The organism is Nitrosospira multiformis (genome assembly GCF_900111585.1).
Lineage (GTDB): Bacteria > Pseudomonadota > Gammaproteobacteria > Burkholderiales > Nitrosomonadaceae > Nitrosospira > Nitrosospira multiformis_B.
Genome location: NZ_FOHI01000007.1, coordinates 110,031 through 126,345, shown reverse-complemented (window position 1 = coordinate 126,345; position 16,315 = coordinate 110,031). Strand labels below are relative to the sequence as shown.

The window sequence follows — 16,315 nt, the reverse complement described above, 5'->3', positions numbered from 1 at the left end:
CATCTTTGTTTCAGTTTATAAAGTAACGGGGAAGCAGAATTTCAAGACGAGTGTTAAATGTCAGCTATTGAAAATATTTCTTTCGATCATTCGGAGTTATTGCGTTTCATTACCGCCGGTAGTGTGGATGACGGCAAAAGCACGCTGATCGGCCGCTTGCTGCATGACTCAAAATCGATTTTTGAAGATCAGTTGAGTGCGATCACCCATACTTCGCGCAAACGCGGGATGGAGGCTGTCGATCTGTCGCTGCTCACCGATGGCCTCCAGGCAGAGCGCGAACAAGGCATTACCATCGATGTGGCCTATCGTTACTTCGCCACGCCTAAGCGCAAGTTCATCATTGCTGACACGCCGGGCCATGAGCAATATACCCGCAACATGGTGACCGGCGCTTCCACCGCCAATCTTGCCATTATCCTGATCGACGCGCGCAAGGGTGTGCTCACGCAATCCCGTCGTCATGCCTACCTCGCCAGCCTCGTCGGTATTCCTCATCTGGTGGTGGCGGTCAACAAGATGGATCTGGTGGATTACTCCCGGGACGTATTTGAACGAATCTGCCAGGAATTTCACCGTTTCGTGGCCGGACTCAATCTGAAAAACATCGCCTATATTCCGATGTCCGCGCTGAACGGCGACATGGTGGTCGAGCGCGGCAACAACCTCGGCTGGTACGAAGGCATGACGTTGATGGATTTACTGGAAAAGGTTCCGGTTGACCATGACATCAACCTTGAAGATTTTCGCTTTCCCGTGCAATTGGTGTGCCGCCCGCAAACGGAGGAATGGCATGACTTCCGGGGCTACATGGGCCGTATCGAATCCGGTTCCATCAGTGTGGGTGAGGAGGTGCAGGTTCTGCCTTCCGGCTTGACTTCGCGCATCAAGGAGATTGTTACCTATGAAGGAAATGTCGAGGATGCGGTTGCGCCCCAGTCGGTAACGCTGACGATTGAAGATCATCTGGATATATCAAGGGGAGACATGCTGGTAAAAATTTCCCAGCTTCCCCAGGTTACAAAAGAATTTGATGCGATGCTGTGCTGGTTGTCTGAGCAGAGCCTCGATCCCCGACGCAAATACCTGATCAAGCACTCTACACGGTTGGTAAAAGCCGTCATATCCCGCATAGAGTATCGACTGGATATCAATACCCTGAAACATGAAGCCGCTGATATTCTCAAAATGAATGACATTGCGCGGGTATCGCTCAAGGTCCATCAACCTTTGGTATGGGATGCATACCAGCGTAACCACGCCACCGGCAGCTTCATCGTGATTGATGAGGTTACGAACAATACCGTGGCCGCAGGAATGATCTGTCCTTCAAAAGGTTAGGGTCGATAAGCCCGAGGGCTGTCAGGTAGTAGCAGTAGCGGGTGTTTTAGCGCTGCAGGGCTGGCAGCAACACGCAGTCCGGAAAGCTCAACAGGGCGTATGGGGAGATAAGGGCGGATAAGGGGAACAGGACCTTGCCGCTTTTGTATTTTTAAAGCGGGAAAAAGCACAAACTGAAAAGGGATATAAAACTTTTCGTACGTAATCAGTTTTGATAGCTGATGATTTTTGCCCCTTTTTGATTTCACTTATAACTTTTGAATGACTTTATCATGACAAGTTTACAATCGGCGCTTCACCCGGCACAGGCATCTGACGTTCCATCTCCGGCGCTGGGGTTTGGCATGGCTTTTGCCGACCTGTATCGTCGGGAAGGGCTGGTGAGACTGGATCAGGCATTCCTTGGTTTTCTCGATGAAGGAGAGCCGGGACTACGTGTTCGTCTGGAGCATGCGCGAATCCAACCCGATCATCTCGATCGCAAGGAAGAAGCTGCACTGCTGATTGAAGTCGCGCCCTGGATGGAGGATTTCATTGCCAAGCTATTCGGCATAGAGAAAGAAGCCGGAGCGCTTGCGGCACGTCATCATCAGCTCGCACCCCTTTATTCCTGCAAGAGGCTGTTCGTCCAGCGGCGCGCCATGAACAAGGTCAGTGAGGCGGATGCTGCCGCAGTGGATGGCGTTGCACTGGAAGCAAAACTGGCGGCCGAATTCGGCACTCCTTTCTCAGAGCTGGTTTTTGCAACAAAAGTGACGGAGTGGCTGCTGGACGAGAGCGCGAATGAAGATCGCCTCAAGGATGCCTTGCTGTATGCCGCCTGGGCGTTGAAGACTCCTGCCGGACGGAAGCGCAATGCAACTGGCGTATTGTTCAAGGCCCCCGCCAAGCTCGATTTCCTGCATCTATTGTCAACGGAAACGGACACGTCGGCAGGTTATACAATTCACAAGCTTCATCATATACGCCGCCGGGAAGGATTTTCCCTCACCGACCGGGGAACCGATCTGGTGGGAGCCCTGGATGAGGCGAATTACTGCATCTGGTGCCATGAACAGGGGAAGGATTCCTGTTCCAAGGGGATGAAAGAAAAACAAAAAACACCCGATGAGCCTGTTACCTTCAAGAAAAGCCAGCTTGGCGTGCTGCTGACAGGATGTCCTCTGGAAGAGCGCATTTCGGAATTTCACAAACTCAAGACGCAGGGCGTGGCGATAGGCGGCCTCGCGATGATTGTCATCGACAACCCCATGTGTGCCGGCACGGGTCATCGTATCTGCAACGACTGCATGAAATCCTGCATTTATCAGAAGCAGGAACCGGTCGATATCCCGCAGGCCGAGACGCGTACCCTCAAGGATGTCCTGGAACTGCCCTGGGGATTCGAGATATACAGCCTCCTGACTCGCTGGAATCCGCTCAATCTGCGTCGACCTGTGCCGAAGACACCGACGGGCCGCAAGGTGCTGGTGGTGGGCATGGGGCCAGCGGGATATACCCTGGCGCATCATTTGATGAATGACGGTCATACCGTGGTTGGAATCGATGGTCTCAAGATCGAGCCCCTGGAACCGGAACTCTCCGGCGTGAACAAGCAGGGGGAGCACGTTCCGTTCAGGGCCGTCCGCAATACGGATGAGCTGGCAGAGAATCTGGATGAGCGCATGCCTGGCGGTTTCGGCGGTGTTGCGGAATACGGCATCACTGTCCGCTGGGACAAGAACTTTCTCAAGCTGATCCGCCTGCTTCTGGAGCGGCGGGAAGAGTTTGCGCTTTTTGGCGGTGTCCGCTTCGGCGGAACACTCACTGCGGACGATGCGTTCGCCATGGGATTCGATCATGTAGCGCTCGCTGCAGGAGCAGGACGTCCTACCGTGCTTGATTTGCCCAATGGTCTGGCGCGGGGAGTTCGCGCTGCGTCCGATTTCCTGATGGCATTGCAGTTGACCGGCGCGGCTCAGAGCAACTCGGTTGCCAACATGCAGTTGCGCCTGCCGGTGGTGGTCATCGGCGGGGGGTTGACAGCCATCGATACCGCGACCGAAGCACTGGCATACTATCCCGTGCAAGTGGACAAGTTCCTGCGCCGCTATGAAATTCTTGTTGCCGTCCAGGGCGAAGCAGCGATCCGTGGGGCCTGGGATGAGGAAGAACGAGAAATTGCCGAGGAGTTTCTCAGCCATGCCCGCGCCATTCGGGCAGAGCGCAAGGAAGCGGAACGGGAAGGACGCGCCCCGCGAATACTTGAGTTGCTGCAATCCTGGGGAGGCGCGACGATCGCTTATCGAAAACGCCTCATCGACAGCCCTTCCTACACGCTCAACCATGAAGAAGTCGAAAAAGCCATGGAGGAGGGTATATGGTTTGCCGAAGGGCTCACTCCCGTCCGTGTGGATACCGATAGATGGGAGCATGCAAAGGCTGTGCATTTTGCGGTACAGGCGCTCGACGAAACCGGCTCCTGGCAGAAAACCGGGCAAGCCGTATTGCCTGCCCGCGCTGTTCTGGTCGCGGCGGGAACGCAGCCCAATACGGTGCTTGCGCGGGAGGACGATAAACATTTCAAGCTCCATGGACGCTATTTTGCCGCCTGCGATGAAAACGGCGATCCGGCAAATCCGGCACGCGGGAATCCCAAGCCTGAGCATCCCACCGTACTGCTGAGTCGTAACGAGGATGGGCGTTTCATCAGCTTCTTCGGCGACCTGCATCCGTCCTATTCGGGGAATGTGGTGAAAGCGATGTCCAGCGCCAAGCAGGGTTATCCCGTGGTCAGCCACGTGCTTGAACGCCTGGCACCCGCTTCCACGAAGCCGGCCTGGCTATTTTTTGCAGAGATCAATGGCAGGCTGCGCGCAACCGTGCACAAAGTCGAACGCCTCACGCCCAATATCGTGGAGGTCGTCGTGCATGCGCCGATGGCAGTGGAACGCTTTCATCCGGGCCAATTCTATCGCTTCCAGAATTTTGCAACGCTTGCCACAACAGCAGGCGATACCAAACTTGCGATGGAAGGCATTGCGCTTACCGGCGCCTCGGTGGATGTTTCCCGCGGGCTGGTTTCTCTCATTGCACTGGAGATGGGCGGGTCCGCGGATTTATGTGCAAGACTTAATCCGGGAGATCCTGTCGTTCTGATGGGCCCGACCGGCACGCCTACAGAAATTCTGCCGGATGAGACCGTGGCATTGGTGGGTGGCGGGCTCGGGAACGCCGTGCTGTTCTCCATCGGTGCTGCGGCACGGGCTGCGGGATCGAAAATCCTGTATTTTGCAGGGTACAAGAAGCTGATCGACCGTTACAAGGTGGCCGAAATCGAGGCTGCGGCCGACGTGGTGATCTGGTGCTGCGATGAAGCACCGGGTTTCACGCCTTCCAGGCCGGGCGATTATAGTTTTGTAGGAAACATCGTCGAGGCAATGGCTGCTTACGGAAGCGGCGCCCTGGGACCGCAGAAAATCCGTCTGGCGGATGCCGACCGCATCATTGCCATTGGTTCCGACAGAATGATGGCGGCTGTAGGCGCGGCCCGCCATACCCGGTTGAAACCCTACCTGAAAACGGATCACTTCGCGATCGGCTCCATCAACTCGCCTATGCAGTGCATGATGAAAGAAATCTGCGCTCAATGCCTGCAACCCCATAAGGACCCGAAGACCGGAGAAATTACATATGTGTTTTCGTGCTTCAACCAGGATCAACCGCTCGATCAGGTCGATTTCAGCGGATTGGCATCGCGTTTGCGCCAGAACAGCGTGCAGGAGAAATTGACCACCCGCTGGATCAGCCATTGCCTGAAAGAGACGAGCCAGCCGGAACTCGAAGTTTCTGCGGAGCCCGTCATTAAATAGGGAACATCGCCTTTCCAGAAAACGGGAATCCCGGTCTTTTCCAAATCAAAACAATTGCGGGCGGTTCTGCCGGACGATGAAAACGTTGTCGGCAGAGCTCGCCTCCACTTCTGCACTTCCATGAATTGTTATAACCAGAAGCGCGCAATTGAGATCTTTTCAAGTCCGCTGATCCCACTTACAAGAGAAAGGACTGGCGGAAAGTTGGAGAAAAGAATCGGTTTTCATTTGATCGAGCACTGCATTGTGCCCAGGTTCATTTATAATTCGGGGTTTTTGTTGGAATAGGGCTGTGCGATAGGTGCAAGGGGCTTTTCACCTCGCCACCGAGCGTGGCGCATACAAGAAAGATAAAGGGAGATATTCATGCATATAGGAATACCGGCAGAGACCCGTGGGGGAGAAACCCGGGTTGCCGCCACGCCGGAGACGGTCAAGAAATTTACCGCCAAAGGTTTGCATGTCGTTCTGGTACAGTCCGGCGCGGGTGCGGGCGCGAGCATACCGGACGCGGAATACCAGGCTGCCGGCGCAAGTATTGTGACCGATCCCGGCGAGCTGTATGGCCAATCTCAGATCATGCTCAAGGTGCGCGCGCCCGAAGCGTCTGAACTCGCATTGATGCGCAAGGATGCCGTATTGGTTGGACTGCTTTCTCCGCATCAGGCGGAGGGCATCGAGGCGCTCGCCGCTCACGGCATAACCGCTTTTTCGATGGAGAAACTGCCACGCATTTCGCGCGCCCAGAGTATGGATGTGCTGTCGTCACAGGCCAACATCGCCGGATATAAGGCGGTGATCATGGCGGCCAACATCTACCAGAAATTTTTCCCCATGCTGATGACAGCGGCCGGTACGGTAAAGGCGGCGAGAGTATTGGTTCTGGGCGCGGGGGTAGCGGGATTGCAGGCCATTGCGACCGCCAAACGGCTGGGGGCGGTAATCGAAGCATTCGATGTGCGCCCGGCAGCCAAGGAGCAGGTGGAAAGCCTGGGCGCCAAGTTTGTCGAGGTTGCGCTCAGCGACGAGGAAAAGGCGCAAGCGGAAACCGCGGGTGGATACGCGCGCGAAATGTCGGAGGATTACAAACGGCGCCAAGGCGAACTGGTGCACCAGCGCGCCGCTGCGGCCGACATCATTATTACGACGGCGCTGATTCCCGGCCGTCCGGCCCCCGTGCTGATCCGGGAAGAAACGGTGCAGGCGATGAAACCGGGTTCTGTTATTGTCGACCTGGCGGTTGAAGCCGGTGGCAACTGTCCCTTGTCTGAATTGAACAAGGTCGTCGTGAAACATGGCGTGCATCTTGTCGGCATTGCCAATCTGCCCGGACTGGTAGCCGCGGATTCCAGCGCCCTGTATGCACGCAACCTGATGAATTTTCTCAACCTGATGCTTGATGCAAAGACGGGTGAACTCAATATAAATCGTGAAGACGAAATCATCGCCGGAACCCTGGTGTGCGCCAACGGGGAAGTCATCGGGAAAACCTGAAGGAACATGCCCCCGGGCTGAAAAGCAGCGCCTGTGCTTTAACCGTTGCTTTTCCTCCCCCGGTTCGTGTCCTGGTAAAAAATTAACAGATTAGAAGGAGCGATCATGATTGGTGAAATTGACCCAACCATTATTAATCTCACTGTATTCGTGCTGGCCGTGTTCGTGGGTTATCACGTGGTCTGGAATGTGACCCCGGCCCTGCACACGCCATTGATGTCGGTGACCAACGCGATTTCCGGCATTATTCTCGTCGGCGCCATGCTCGCCGCCGGGCCGGCGGAAACCGACTGGGGGGTATGGCTGGGGGCTGCCGCGGTAACGCTGGCTGCGATCAACGTATTCGGGGGATTTCTTGTTACCCAGCGGATGCTGGAAATGTTCAGAAAAAAAGATAAAAAAGGAAGCTAGTCAATGTCGGCAAATACGGTCGCTCTCGCGTATCTTATCGCCTCGGTTTTCTTCATCCTGGCGCTAAAAGGTTTAAGCTCGCCGCTCTCCGCCCGACGCGGGAATCAGTTCGGGATCGTCGGGATGGTAATCGCGGTCATTACCACGCTTACCATCACCAAGAACTGGGCGTTGATCATCGTCTGTATCGGGCTGGGAGGCGCCATCGGCGCCGTTGTGGCGCGGCGTGTGCAAATGACCGCGATGCCGGAACTGGTCGCGTTCATGCACTCCCTCGTCGGTCTGGCGGCGGTATTCATCGCCATCGCCGCTGTCAATAATCCCGCTTCCTTTGGTTTGCCCGAGACATTGCCGATGGGCAGCAAGCTGGAACTGTTTCTTGGTACATTCATCGGCGCCATGACCTGGTCGGGTTCGGTGATAGCCTTCCTCAAATTGTCAGGCCGGATGAGTGGCGCACCCATCACTTTCGGCGGTCAGCATAGGGTCAACCTGGCCATGGCGATTATCATGATTGGATTCGGTCTGTGGTTTTTCTTCAGCGCCACCACGAACTGGACTGCCTTCGCCACCATGACCGCGATTGCGTTTGTGCTCGGTTTTCTCATCATCATTCCGATTGGCGGCGCTGACATGCCCGTGGTCATTTCCATGCTCAATTCCTACTCCGGGTGGGCAGCGGCCGGTATAGGGTTCTCACTTGGCAATCCCATGCTGATCATCGCGGGATCACTGGTGGGGAGTTCGGGCGCGATCCTGTCCTATATCATGTGCAAGGCGATGAACCGCCCATTCCTCTCCGTCATACTGGGCGGGTTCGGGAGTGAGGGGGGAGCCGCCGTGGTAGGGGACGGGACGCAAAAGACCTACCGCAGCGGCAGCGCGGACGATGCCGCTTTCATCATGGGAAATGCTGACAGCGTCATCATCGTGCCGGGCTACGGGTTGGCCGTGGCCAGGGCGCAGCATGCGGTGAAGGAACTGGCGGAAATGCTGCACAAGAAAGGTGTGAATGTGCGTTTTGCCATTCATCCTGTTGCAGGGCGCATGCCGGGGCACATGAACGTGCTGCTGGCCGAAGCCGAGATACCGTATGAGCAGGTGCTGGAGATGGATGAGATCAACAGCGATTTTTCCAATACCGACGTGGTGCTTGTGCTTGGCGCAAACGACGTGGTGAATCCAGCTGCAAATGTGCCGGGTAGTCCGATCTACGGCATGCCCATTCTGGATGCGTATAAAGCGCGTACGGTAATGGTGGTCAAACGCAGCATGGCTGCGGGTTATGCCGGGCTGGACAACGATCTCTTCTACATGGACAAGACCATGATGATATTCGGGGATGCCAAGAAGGTCGTCGAAGACATGGTCAAGGCCTTATAACGGCGAACATCGCCAGCAGCATCGGATGATGCCGGATGTAATGACGCAGTGAGCGCAATCAAGGGTTTTTCGGAAGAACTGTTCGCTGCGGACGGTTATACATTCCCGATTTTCCGGAAAGGTGGAGGGTACGGCGTTATCCTCCTGCACGAACTGCCGGGCCTTACTTCGGAGACTGTCGAGTTTGCGGAATGGCTGGCAGATCGAGGATTTCACGTCGTCATGCCACTTCTGTTCGGCAGGCCCCTCCAGTCTGTGGCGCTGGGCCTGCTGAAAGCGCCTTTCGTATGCATACGGAAGGAATTCAACACACTTGCGGCCGGTAAATCGAGCACTATCACCATACCGCTTCGGACTTTGTGCCGAAAAATACATGCCGAGTGCGGTGGTCCCGGCGTGGGCGCTATTGGCATGTGTTACACGGGCGGATTCGTTTTGGCCATGATGCTCGAGGCATCACTCCTCGCACCCGTCGCCGCACAGCCGAGTTTGCCGCTCTGTCAGCCCGAAGGGCTCGATGTCGAACCCGAAGCGCTGTCCTTCGCGTCCGGCCGCAGGGATACGATGTCGTTACTCGGACTCCGTTTCGAGGACGATGCGCTTTGTTCCGCGAGCCGATTCAAGCGGCTGGAAGCCTCACTTCAGCCTGCTCCAGAGTCACCTGTTCCGCGCTTTCACTCTGTTACGGTGCCGGGGAAAGCGCATTCCACTCTCACGCTGGATTATCCGACAGCTCTCAAAGGTGGAGTCGATACCCGTGAAGTTGTGCTTCAGCACTTGCGCAAACAATTGCTCGGTTCTCACCAGTCCGGATATTTCACCCAACCGGCCTGACAATTGTAGAAAGCGGTATGAACACGATATCTGATCAACCAAGGCTGAAATCCGGTCTATATCATCGGCCTTCACGGGCACTGACGGTGTTTTGGGGCATCTTCGCGCCCTCGCTTCGTGTCAATAGGCCCGACTATTGGCTTGGCGCGGGAACGCAAATCTACTCCCAAAACACTTCACCCCATTATCCCGTGATCCGGTGAAGTATTCGGGCTAGTTCTTACCGGTTGCGGCGCCGGTCGAATATTTTTTTCGAGTGATTTCACGTCGGTTGTATACTTGAAAGGAAGATGAGAGGCGGCTTTCCAGCAACATTTGCGCGCTGTCCCTGCTAACTTTTCCAGACTCAGTCATACACAAAAAACGTTTTCCTCATTTCCCAGTTACCCCAGTTATATATGCCCATGCTGATCGGATTGCCCAAAGAAACGAAAGACCATGAAAACAGAGTCGGCATGACTCCAAGCAACGTCAAAGCATTGACGCGGCGTGGTCACCGCGTACTAGTGCAAAGCGGAGCGGGAGAAGGCAGTTTTCTTTCGGACGATGAATATCGCTTGGCAGGGGCTACGGTTGTCCCCCGGGCGGAAGATGCGTGGGCAGCACAGCTCGTGGTCAAGGTCAAGGAACCGACTCCTGCAGAATACGCTTACCTGCATCGGGACATGATGCTTTTCACTTATCTTCATCTGGCCTCGGACCGCCCTCTTGTCGAGGCTTTGCTCGCGAGTGGCGTTACGGCTGTGGCTTACGAAACGGTGCAGACCGCAGATGGGAAATTGCCACTGCTGGCGCCCATGAGCGAGGTGGCGGGACGCATGGCTACTCAAATCGGTGCGACCTATCTGCAAAAAACACAAGGGGGACGAGGCGTGTTGATGGGCGGTGTTCCTGGCGTGGCCGCGGCCAACGTGGCCATTCTCGGTGCGGGCATCGTGGGAACGAACGCTGCCCGCGTGGCTGCGGGATGTGGCGCTCAGGTCACCGTGCTGGATGTGAGCCACGACCGTCTGAAATACCTGGATGACATATATCGCGGGCAATTGCAGACGCGCTTCAGCGATGAATACAATATCGAGGAAGCGGTCTACAACGCCGATCTTGTCATCGGTGCGGTTTTGATCCCGGGGGGACGAACCCCCTGGCTGGTAAGGGCGGATATGTTGCCGAAAATGCGAAGAGGATCGGTCATCGTCGATGTGGCGGTGGATCAGGGGGGATGCATTGAAACAAGCCGACCTACTACCCATAGCAATCCAACCTATGAGATCGACGGGGTGGTGCATTATTGTGTCGCGAACATGCCGAGCGCCGTTCCTCGTACCAGTACCTTCGCGCTTAGTATTCAGACGGCAATCTATGTCGTGCAGCTGGCGGATGAAGGTGTGGATGCGGTGAGAAAAAATCCGGCATTGAAATTCGGAATGAACACGCATCGCGGATCGGTCACTTATCCCGCTATTGCGCAGGAATTTGATATGCGATATGTCGATCCCTTGCAGGCGCTGGGGAACGCCTGATCAAAATCCTAACCTTGGAAATATCGGGAGGGTAAAATGAAATTTATCCACTCGACATTTCTCGTCATACTGTTCGCCCCGTTGTTCCTGGCAAGCCAGGCTCTGCCATTACCCCTGATCTGGGCAAATATTTTGCGGAATGAATCATGAAGCCATGAATGATATGGGCTGGGAAGGTTCTCCGATACCGGAGATGGAGATCTTGGCCATGATGCTTGCCGGGTTGGGACTCCTAGCCGGTCAAGCGCGGTCCGCCGCAGAGGCTAAGGTCAGCCGAGCCCCTGACAGACTTCACTACTCGGGGTCTGGCATTTTCACGCGCTCACAATAATAATAAAACAAAAAGTCGTTTTCCATGTCGGCGCACGCCGCATTCATACCACTGATCGCGTTCCTGTATCAGTTTTGGACCCTGTCCAGGCAAATTCCCGATAAACCCATCAGAAAAAGGGGTTTATCATGGTTTCCTTACTATCTCCGGCAAATCCAATGCCTCACAGTTTTACCCTGATTACTACCATTGCTGTCAGCTTCGGCCTTGCCCTGCTGATGGGAGTGATCGCCAACCGGCTGAAGTTGCCCGTCCTGGTGGGCTATCTGACCGCAGGCGTCATCATGAGCGCCAACACACCAGGGTTCGTCGCCGATATGGAGCTTTCAGGTCAACTGGCGGAAATCGGTGTCATTTTACTGATGTTCGGAGTGGGATTGCATTTCTCGCTCAAGGATCTGTTGGCAGTGCGTCGTATCGCTTTGCCTGGTGCTCTCGTTCAGATTAGTGTCGCTACGGCCTTCGGTGCCGCTGTTGCTCTTTCTTGGGGCTGGAATCCGGCCATCAGTATCGTATATGGTGTGTCGCTTTCGACCGCGAGCACTGTTGTATTGCTGAGAGCGCTGGAGCAGCGGGGTTTGCTCAAATCAGTCAATGGTTCGATTGCAGTGGGATGGCTGATCGTTGAAGATGTGGCGATGGTTCTTGTTCTTGTATTGCTGCCCCCGCTTGCGGACTGGTTGCACAGCGACGGGAGTGGTGCCACGACGGACGTATCGAGCCTGAGCTTGCTGATCTCGGTGCTGTTTACTTTTGGCAAGGTGGCTATTTTCATTGCGCTGATGCTTGTGGTGGGAAGGCGCGTTTTTCCCAGATTGCTTTGGTATGTTGCGAGCACCAACTCCAACGAACTCTTCATCCTGAGCGTGATCGCTGTTGCGATAGGCATTGCCTATGGCTCGGCCATGCTCTTCGGCGTTTCGTTCGCGCTGGGCGCGTTCTTTGCCGGCATGGTCATGAGGGAATCGGATCTCAGTCATCGTGCCGCTCATGAATCGCTGCCGCTTCGGGACGCGTTCTCGGTTTTGTTTTTTGTCTCCGTGGGAATGCTGTTCGATCCCAATGTACTGATAGAGCAGCCTCTTCACCTTGTCGCCACACTCGCCATCATCATCATTGTCAAGTCGCTCGCTGCCTTCCTGCTGGTACTCGCCTTCCGTTACCCCTTGAATACTGCGCTTACTGTATCAGCCAGCCTCGCGCAGATCGGGGAATTCTCATTTATCCTTGCCGGTCTGGGAGTGTCGCTCGGACTCCTGCCGGTTGAAGCGCAGAGTCTCATACTCGCCGCAGCCTTCATCTCGATCACATTGAATCCGCTGATATTCAAGCTGGTTGAACCGGCGCAGGCATGGATACGTTCCCGTTCCGGCGTGGCGCGCATCCTTGAACGTTCGGACGATCCCCTGGCGGAGTTGCCGACCACTGTTACATCGAGTTATGTTACGAACCATGTCGTGCTGGTGGGATATGGGCGCGTAGGCGGACACATTGGTGAAACGCTCACGAAAGAGGGCGTTCCCCTGGTTGTGGCCGAGCAGAATCGGGAGACCGTCGAAGGGTTGCGCAAACGCGGCATTCACGCCGTCGCTGGAGACGCGGCGGAGCCCGCAGTGCTTATCCAGGCGCACATCGCGCGGGCTGCGATGCTGGTGATCGCGGTTCCCGATACACTGCGCGCTCGCCGAATGATCGAAACTGCACGTATACTTAACCCATCAGTCGGGATTATTGTGCGTACGCATAACGAAGAAGAGGCAGCGCTACTGAGAAAGGAAAGCGGAGGAATGGTGTTTCTCGGGGAACACGAACTTGCGTTCAGCATGGTCCGGCATGTGCTGGCGAACTTCCCCCAAACCGATAGGAATGCCGAGCATCCGGCACACGAACAGATAAAGCGGCCTCAAGGTTCGACTTAGGTTTGACCTGAATGCATTTTCATCGTTTCGCAGGGCGAATTACATCCCGGTCGAGGTTCCGGGAGATAGGAAGGAGAATTCAATGACCGACAAGATCACCATTTATCAGAAACCGACATGCAGCAAATGCCGGGCTACGCTCGCTCTGCTGAAAGAAAGCGGGGAAGAGTTCGATGCAGTCAACTATTATGACGCACGGCTGACCGTTGAACGGCTGCGCGAACTGATTGACAAGCTTGGTATTCCGATAATGGATGTATTGCGTCGCGAGGAATCGCTCGCACACGACCTCAAGCTTGTCGAGCGGCACCAGGCAGGGCAGTTATCCGATGAGGAATTGATGAAAATCATGGTGGAGAACCCGGATCTGATTCAGCGTCCCATCGTTGTAAGAGGCAATCAGGCGGTGCTGTGCCGTCCGCCGGAGAATGTAACGAAGTTGTTGTAACATATCCTCTTCAAAGTCGGCATCCGTTGATGCGGTTTGCGCGCATGAAAGGGATGCGCCCTGGAGCTGGAGCCGGGGAAACTCGCGAATCAATTTGTGATATCCTAACCATGTACGGAAAGCGATAATGAATTTCAGGTTAATCAACGCGTTAAGGATAATTGCCTGCCTTATTCCCGCTGCCTTGGCAGGAACCACCGCCGCCATTGCTGCGGAAGCCGAATGTTCCGGATGCCTTTGCCCTGGAAATCCCTGCCGGTTGTGTCCGTTACCACCTTCAAAAAATGCTCCTGCGATGCAGGACGAACCGGATGCCTGTCGCAAGATCAGGGAAAAAGTGCCGCTGGTTTCTGCAAATACCGACCCGGACGAGCATTACGCGAGCCTGGATAAATCGATCATGGAATGTGTAAGAAATGGTGGTGACGTTGTCATGAATTCACGGCGGAACAAGGAGTTTCCTTCCAAGCATTATTGCAAGCCTTATCTTGCTCCCGGCGCCTCCAGTGCCACAGCGAATTCGTCCCGGACGAAAAAATAGAAATCAGAAAAGGCCGAATGCCCCGACGTACTGGATAGAACCAGTAAGCATCCTGCATCAGCGCTTGCCGAATCCCGGCACTTCCGATCGTTTGAACTACCACAAGGGGTTTCCAAGCCTGAGTGGCAGGATCAGTATGAGGCATGCCAACAAAATTGCTTCGATTCCTCAAAGGAACCAAAGAAGAGAAATGATTGCCCCCGTGGAAGCCGGAAGACAGGATAGCGTAAGCGGTTCATGGGTAAGACTGCGGCGTAAGCCCAAATCCTTTGTCAAACTCATTCTGCTGGGTTTTGCTCTGGTCGGCTTGCCACTGATCGTGGCGCTCATCAATAGCGCTTTTTCCATTGACCGGTTGGCAAATCAGAGCCGGAAAGCTGTATATCAGGCGGCGGAGATTGCGCACAGCAGCCGCGCTCTTGCGGATGAAATCGCGAATATGGAGCGGGCGGTGCGCCAGACTCACATTCTGGGTGATACTGCCCTGCTAGAGGGTTATTTCCGCGGGCATGCCGGATTCGAGAAAATCGCTGCAGGCCTTGACGAGCTCTCTCTCAGCGACGAGCAGAGACGATTGCTGGGACAGCTGAAATCAGAGGAAGCTGCTATTTTCGAGGAAATTTCAGCCGTTAAGGAATCACCGGAAGAGTTGCGTAAACTGATCGGCAACTTCGGTCATCTGCGGGATTCCGCACGCTTCTTTTTCTCGCTCGGGTACGCCCTCATAGAGCGCGAGGTGGACGAAATGCAGGATATGGCGGGATCCGCGCGCTTTACCGTTGGCTGGCAACTGCTTGCACTGATTCCATTTGCCATATTGCTCGCCTTCTTTTTTTCCTTCCGGATCGCCCGCCCGATCCGCCAGATTGAAGAGGCCATTCGCAGCATGGGGCAGGGGAAGCTGCATAAGGCGATTCGGGTGGATGGCCCTCAGGACCTGGTTTATTTTGGTGAAAGACTGGACTGGATGAGGCAGCGCCTGCTAAAGCTTGAAGAACAGAAGACGCGGTTTCTGCAGCATGTTTCTCACGAACTTAAGACTCCGCTGACAGCCATGCGGGAAGGGGCGGATTTGCTTGTGGAAGGGGTGGCTGGCAAGCTGACGGAAGAGCAGCAGCGCGTTGCCAGCATTCTTCACAGCAATAGCCTCCAGTTACAGCGGCGCATCGAGGACTTGCTGAGCTATAGCGCCCTTCAGACCGAGAAAGCCGCACTGGTGAAACAGGAGGTGAGTTTGAAGAAGATTCTGGACGCGGTATTGCACGATCAGAATCTCATCATTATTAACAAAGGCCTGCGAATGGATTTGTCTTGTCCGGAAGTGATGCTGGAGTGTGAACCGCAAAAAGTCAAAGTGATTGTGGACAATCTTTTATCGAACGCCGTGAAATTCTCACCCAGGGGAGGATGCATCCGCATCTGGACAAGTGAGACAGCAGGGATTGCACAACTGGATATAGTGGACGCTGGACCCGGAGTGGATGATGCCGATCGGGAGAAAGTATTCGAACCGTTCTATCAGGGGCGGAGAGTGCTCGACAGCCACGTGAGGGGAACGGGTCTGGGATTGTCGATCGCTCGGGAGTACGCGCTTGCGCATGGCGGGAACATCGAGCTTGTACCGCTGGCTGACCGCGGCGCCCACTTCCGGCTCACTCTCCCCGTTCACGATGTGCCTGAGGGATCGGCATGAGGAGCATGCTGCGCATACGAGAATGGCTGGTTCCGTCGGTAGCGGCGTTGATGTTTCTGACCGCGTGCGTAGCCATTGAAAGCGTTGAAAGCCCGCGGGCTGTCGAGTCACCGCCGACCGAACTGGTTGTGACGGGGCAGATGGATGATATGATGGAGTTTTATGATTCCATCCGCAAGCAGTCGCCGGCGGAGGTGAGCCGGGTATACGACAAGGCGAAACAGAGCTTCATGCGGAACAAAAGCGATACCAACCGCGCCCGTCTGGTATTGCTTCTCATCCTGCCGAATACGTCCTTTCGAGACGTTACCTCTGCAATGCATCTGCTCAACGAATGGCCGAAGGACTCGAAATCGGCAAATAATTTGCAGAGTTTCAAAAACCTGCTGGCCGGCTTGCTTGCGGAGCAACAACGGCTGAGTCACAGCATCGAGGAACTTTCGCAGAAACTGAAAGATGAGCAGAAGCGTGTAGAAACCCTGCAGAGTCAGATCGATGCCATAAAAAGCATGGAAAAGAATCTGCTTAAGGAATTGTAAAGAAACGTAA

General features: G+C 55.0%; 12 protein-coding genes. All 12 read left to right on the top strand.

The genetic code is table 11. The features are described from left to right. The first annotated feature begins 57 nt into the window (after nt 1-57). The 12 genes from cysN to BMW46_RS11445 all read left to right on the top strand — a co-directional run bounded on the left by cysN (nt 58) and on the right by BMW46_RS11445 (nt 16,305). Nucleotides 58-1,341 (top strand): sulfate adenylyltransferase subunit CysN, encoded by a 1,284-nt coding sequence (cysN, locus tag BMW46_RS11505; RefSeq protein WP_074708684.1) that lies wholly within the window; start codon nt 58-60, stop codon nt 1,339-1,341. A 272-nt stretch (nt 1,342-1,613) separates the two neighbouring features. After that, nucleotides 1,614-5,192, top strand: a complete 3,579-nt coding sequence (locus BMW46_RS11500) for an FAD-dependent oxidoreductase (RefSeq protein ID WP_074708682.1) — start codon at nt 1,614-1,616, stop codon at nt 5,190-5,192. A 366-nt stretch (nt 5,193-5,558) separates the two neighbouring features. Then, nucleotides 5,559-6,686, top strand: coding sequence for a Re/Si-specific NAD(P)(+) transhydrogenase subunit alpha (locus tag BMW46_RS11490; RefSeq protein WP_074708678.1), 1,128 nt, complete (start codon nt 5,559-5,561; stop codon nt 6,684-6,686). 105 nt (nt 6,687-6,791) lie between these two features. Further along, a complete protein-coding gene (locus tag BMW46_RS11485) occupies nt 6,792-7,097 on the top strand; it encodes an NAD(P) transhydrogenase subunit alpha part 2 (protein ID WP_011380496.1) in 306 nt (101 codons plus the stop codon). A 3-nt stretch (nt 7,098-7,100) separates the two neighbouring features. Further along, nucleotides 7,101-8,480: an NAD(P)(+) transhydrogenase (Re/Si-specific) subunit beta gene (locus tag BMW46_RS11480; protein WP_074708676.1), complete on the top strand. Its 1,380-nt coding sequence runs from the start codon at nt 7,101-7,103 to the stop codon at nt 8,478-8,480. Between the two features lie 48 nt (nt 8,481-8,528). Beyond that, the gene (locus BMW46_RS11475; RefSeq protein ID WP_074708674.1) at nt 8,529-9,314 is read left to right on the top strand and encodes a dienelactone hydrolase family protein; all 786 of its coding nucleotides are present in this window, start codon (nt 8,529-8,531) and stop codon (nt 9,312-9,314) included. A 398-nt stretch (nt 9,315-9,712) separates the two neighbouring features. Continuing rightward, the gene (gene ald / locus BMW46_RS11470) at nt 9,713-10,834 is read left to right on the top strand and encodes an alanine dehydrogenase (protein WP_371113506.1); all 1,122 of its coding nucleotides are present in this window, start codon (nt 9,713-9,715) and stop codon (nt 10,832-10,834) included. 489 nt (nt 10,835-11,323) lie between these two features. Further along, entirely contained in the window at nt 11,324-13,084 is a 1,761-nt protein-coding gene (gene ybaL, locus BMW46_RS11465; protein ID WP_074708672.1) for a cation:proton antiporter domain-containing protein, read from the top strand. A gap of 82 nt (nt 13,085-13,166) precedes the next feature. Continuing rightward, nucleotides 13,167-13,532 carry an arsenate reductase family protein gene (locus tag BMW46_RS11460; RefSeq protein ID WP_074708670.1) on the top strand — a complete coding sequence of 122 codons (366 nt, stop codon included), beginning with the start codon at nt 13,167-13,169 and terminating at the stop codon, nt 13,530-13,532. Between the two features lie 127 nt (nt 13,533-13,659). Then, nucleotides 13,660-14,073 carry a hypothetical protein gene (locus BMW46_RS11455; RefSeq protein ID WP_074708668.1) on the top strand — a complete coding sequence of 138 codons (414 nt, stop codon included), beginning with the start codon at nt 13,660-13,662 and terminating at the stop codon, nt 14,071-14,073. A 190-nt stretch (nt 14,074-14,263) separates the two neighbouring features. Further along, nucleotides 14,264-15,766, top strand: a complete 1,503-nt coding sequence (locus tag BMW46_RS11450) for a sensor histidine kinase (RefSeq protein WP_074708827.1) — start codon at nt 14,264-14,266, stop codon at nt 15,764-15,766. A gap of 5 nt (nt 15,767-15,771) precedes the next feature. Beyond that, nucleotides 15,772-16,305: a dihydrolipoamide acyltransferase gene (locus BMW46_RS11445; protein WP_256377049.1), complete on the top strand. Its 534-nt coding sequence runs from the start codon at nt 15,772-15,774 to the stop codon at nt 16,303-16,305. Nucleotides 16,306-16,315: the final 10 nt, after the last annotated feature.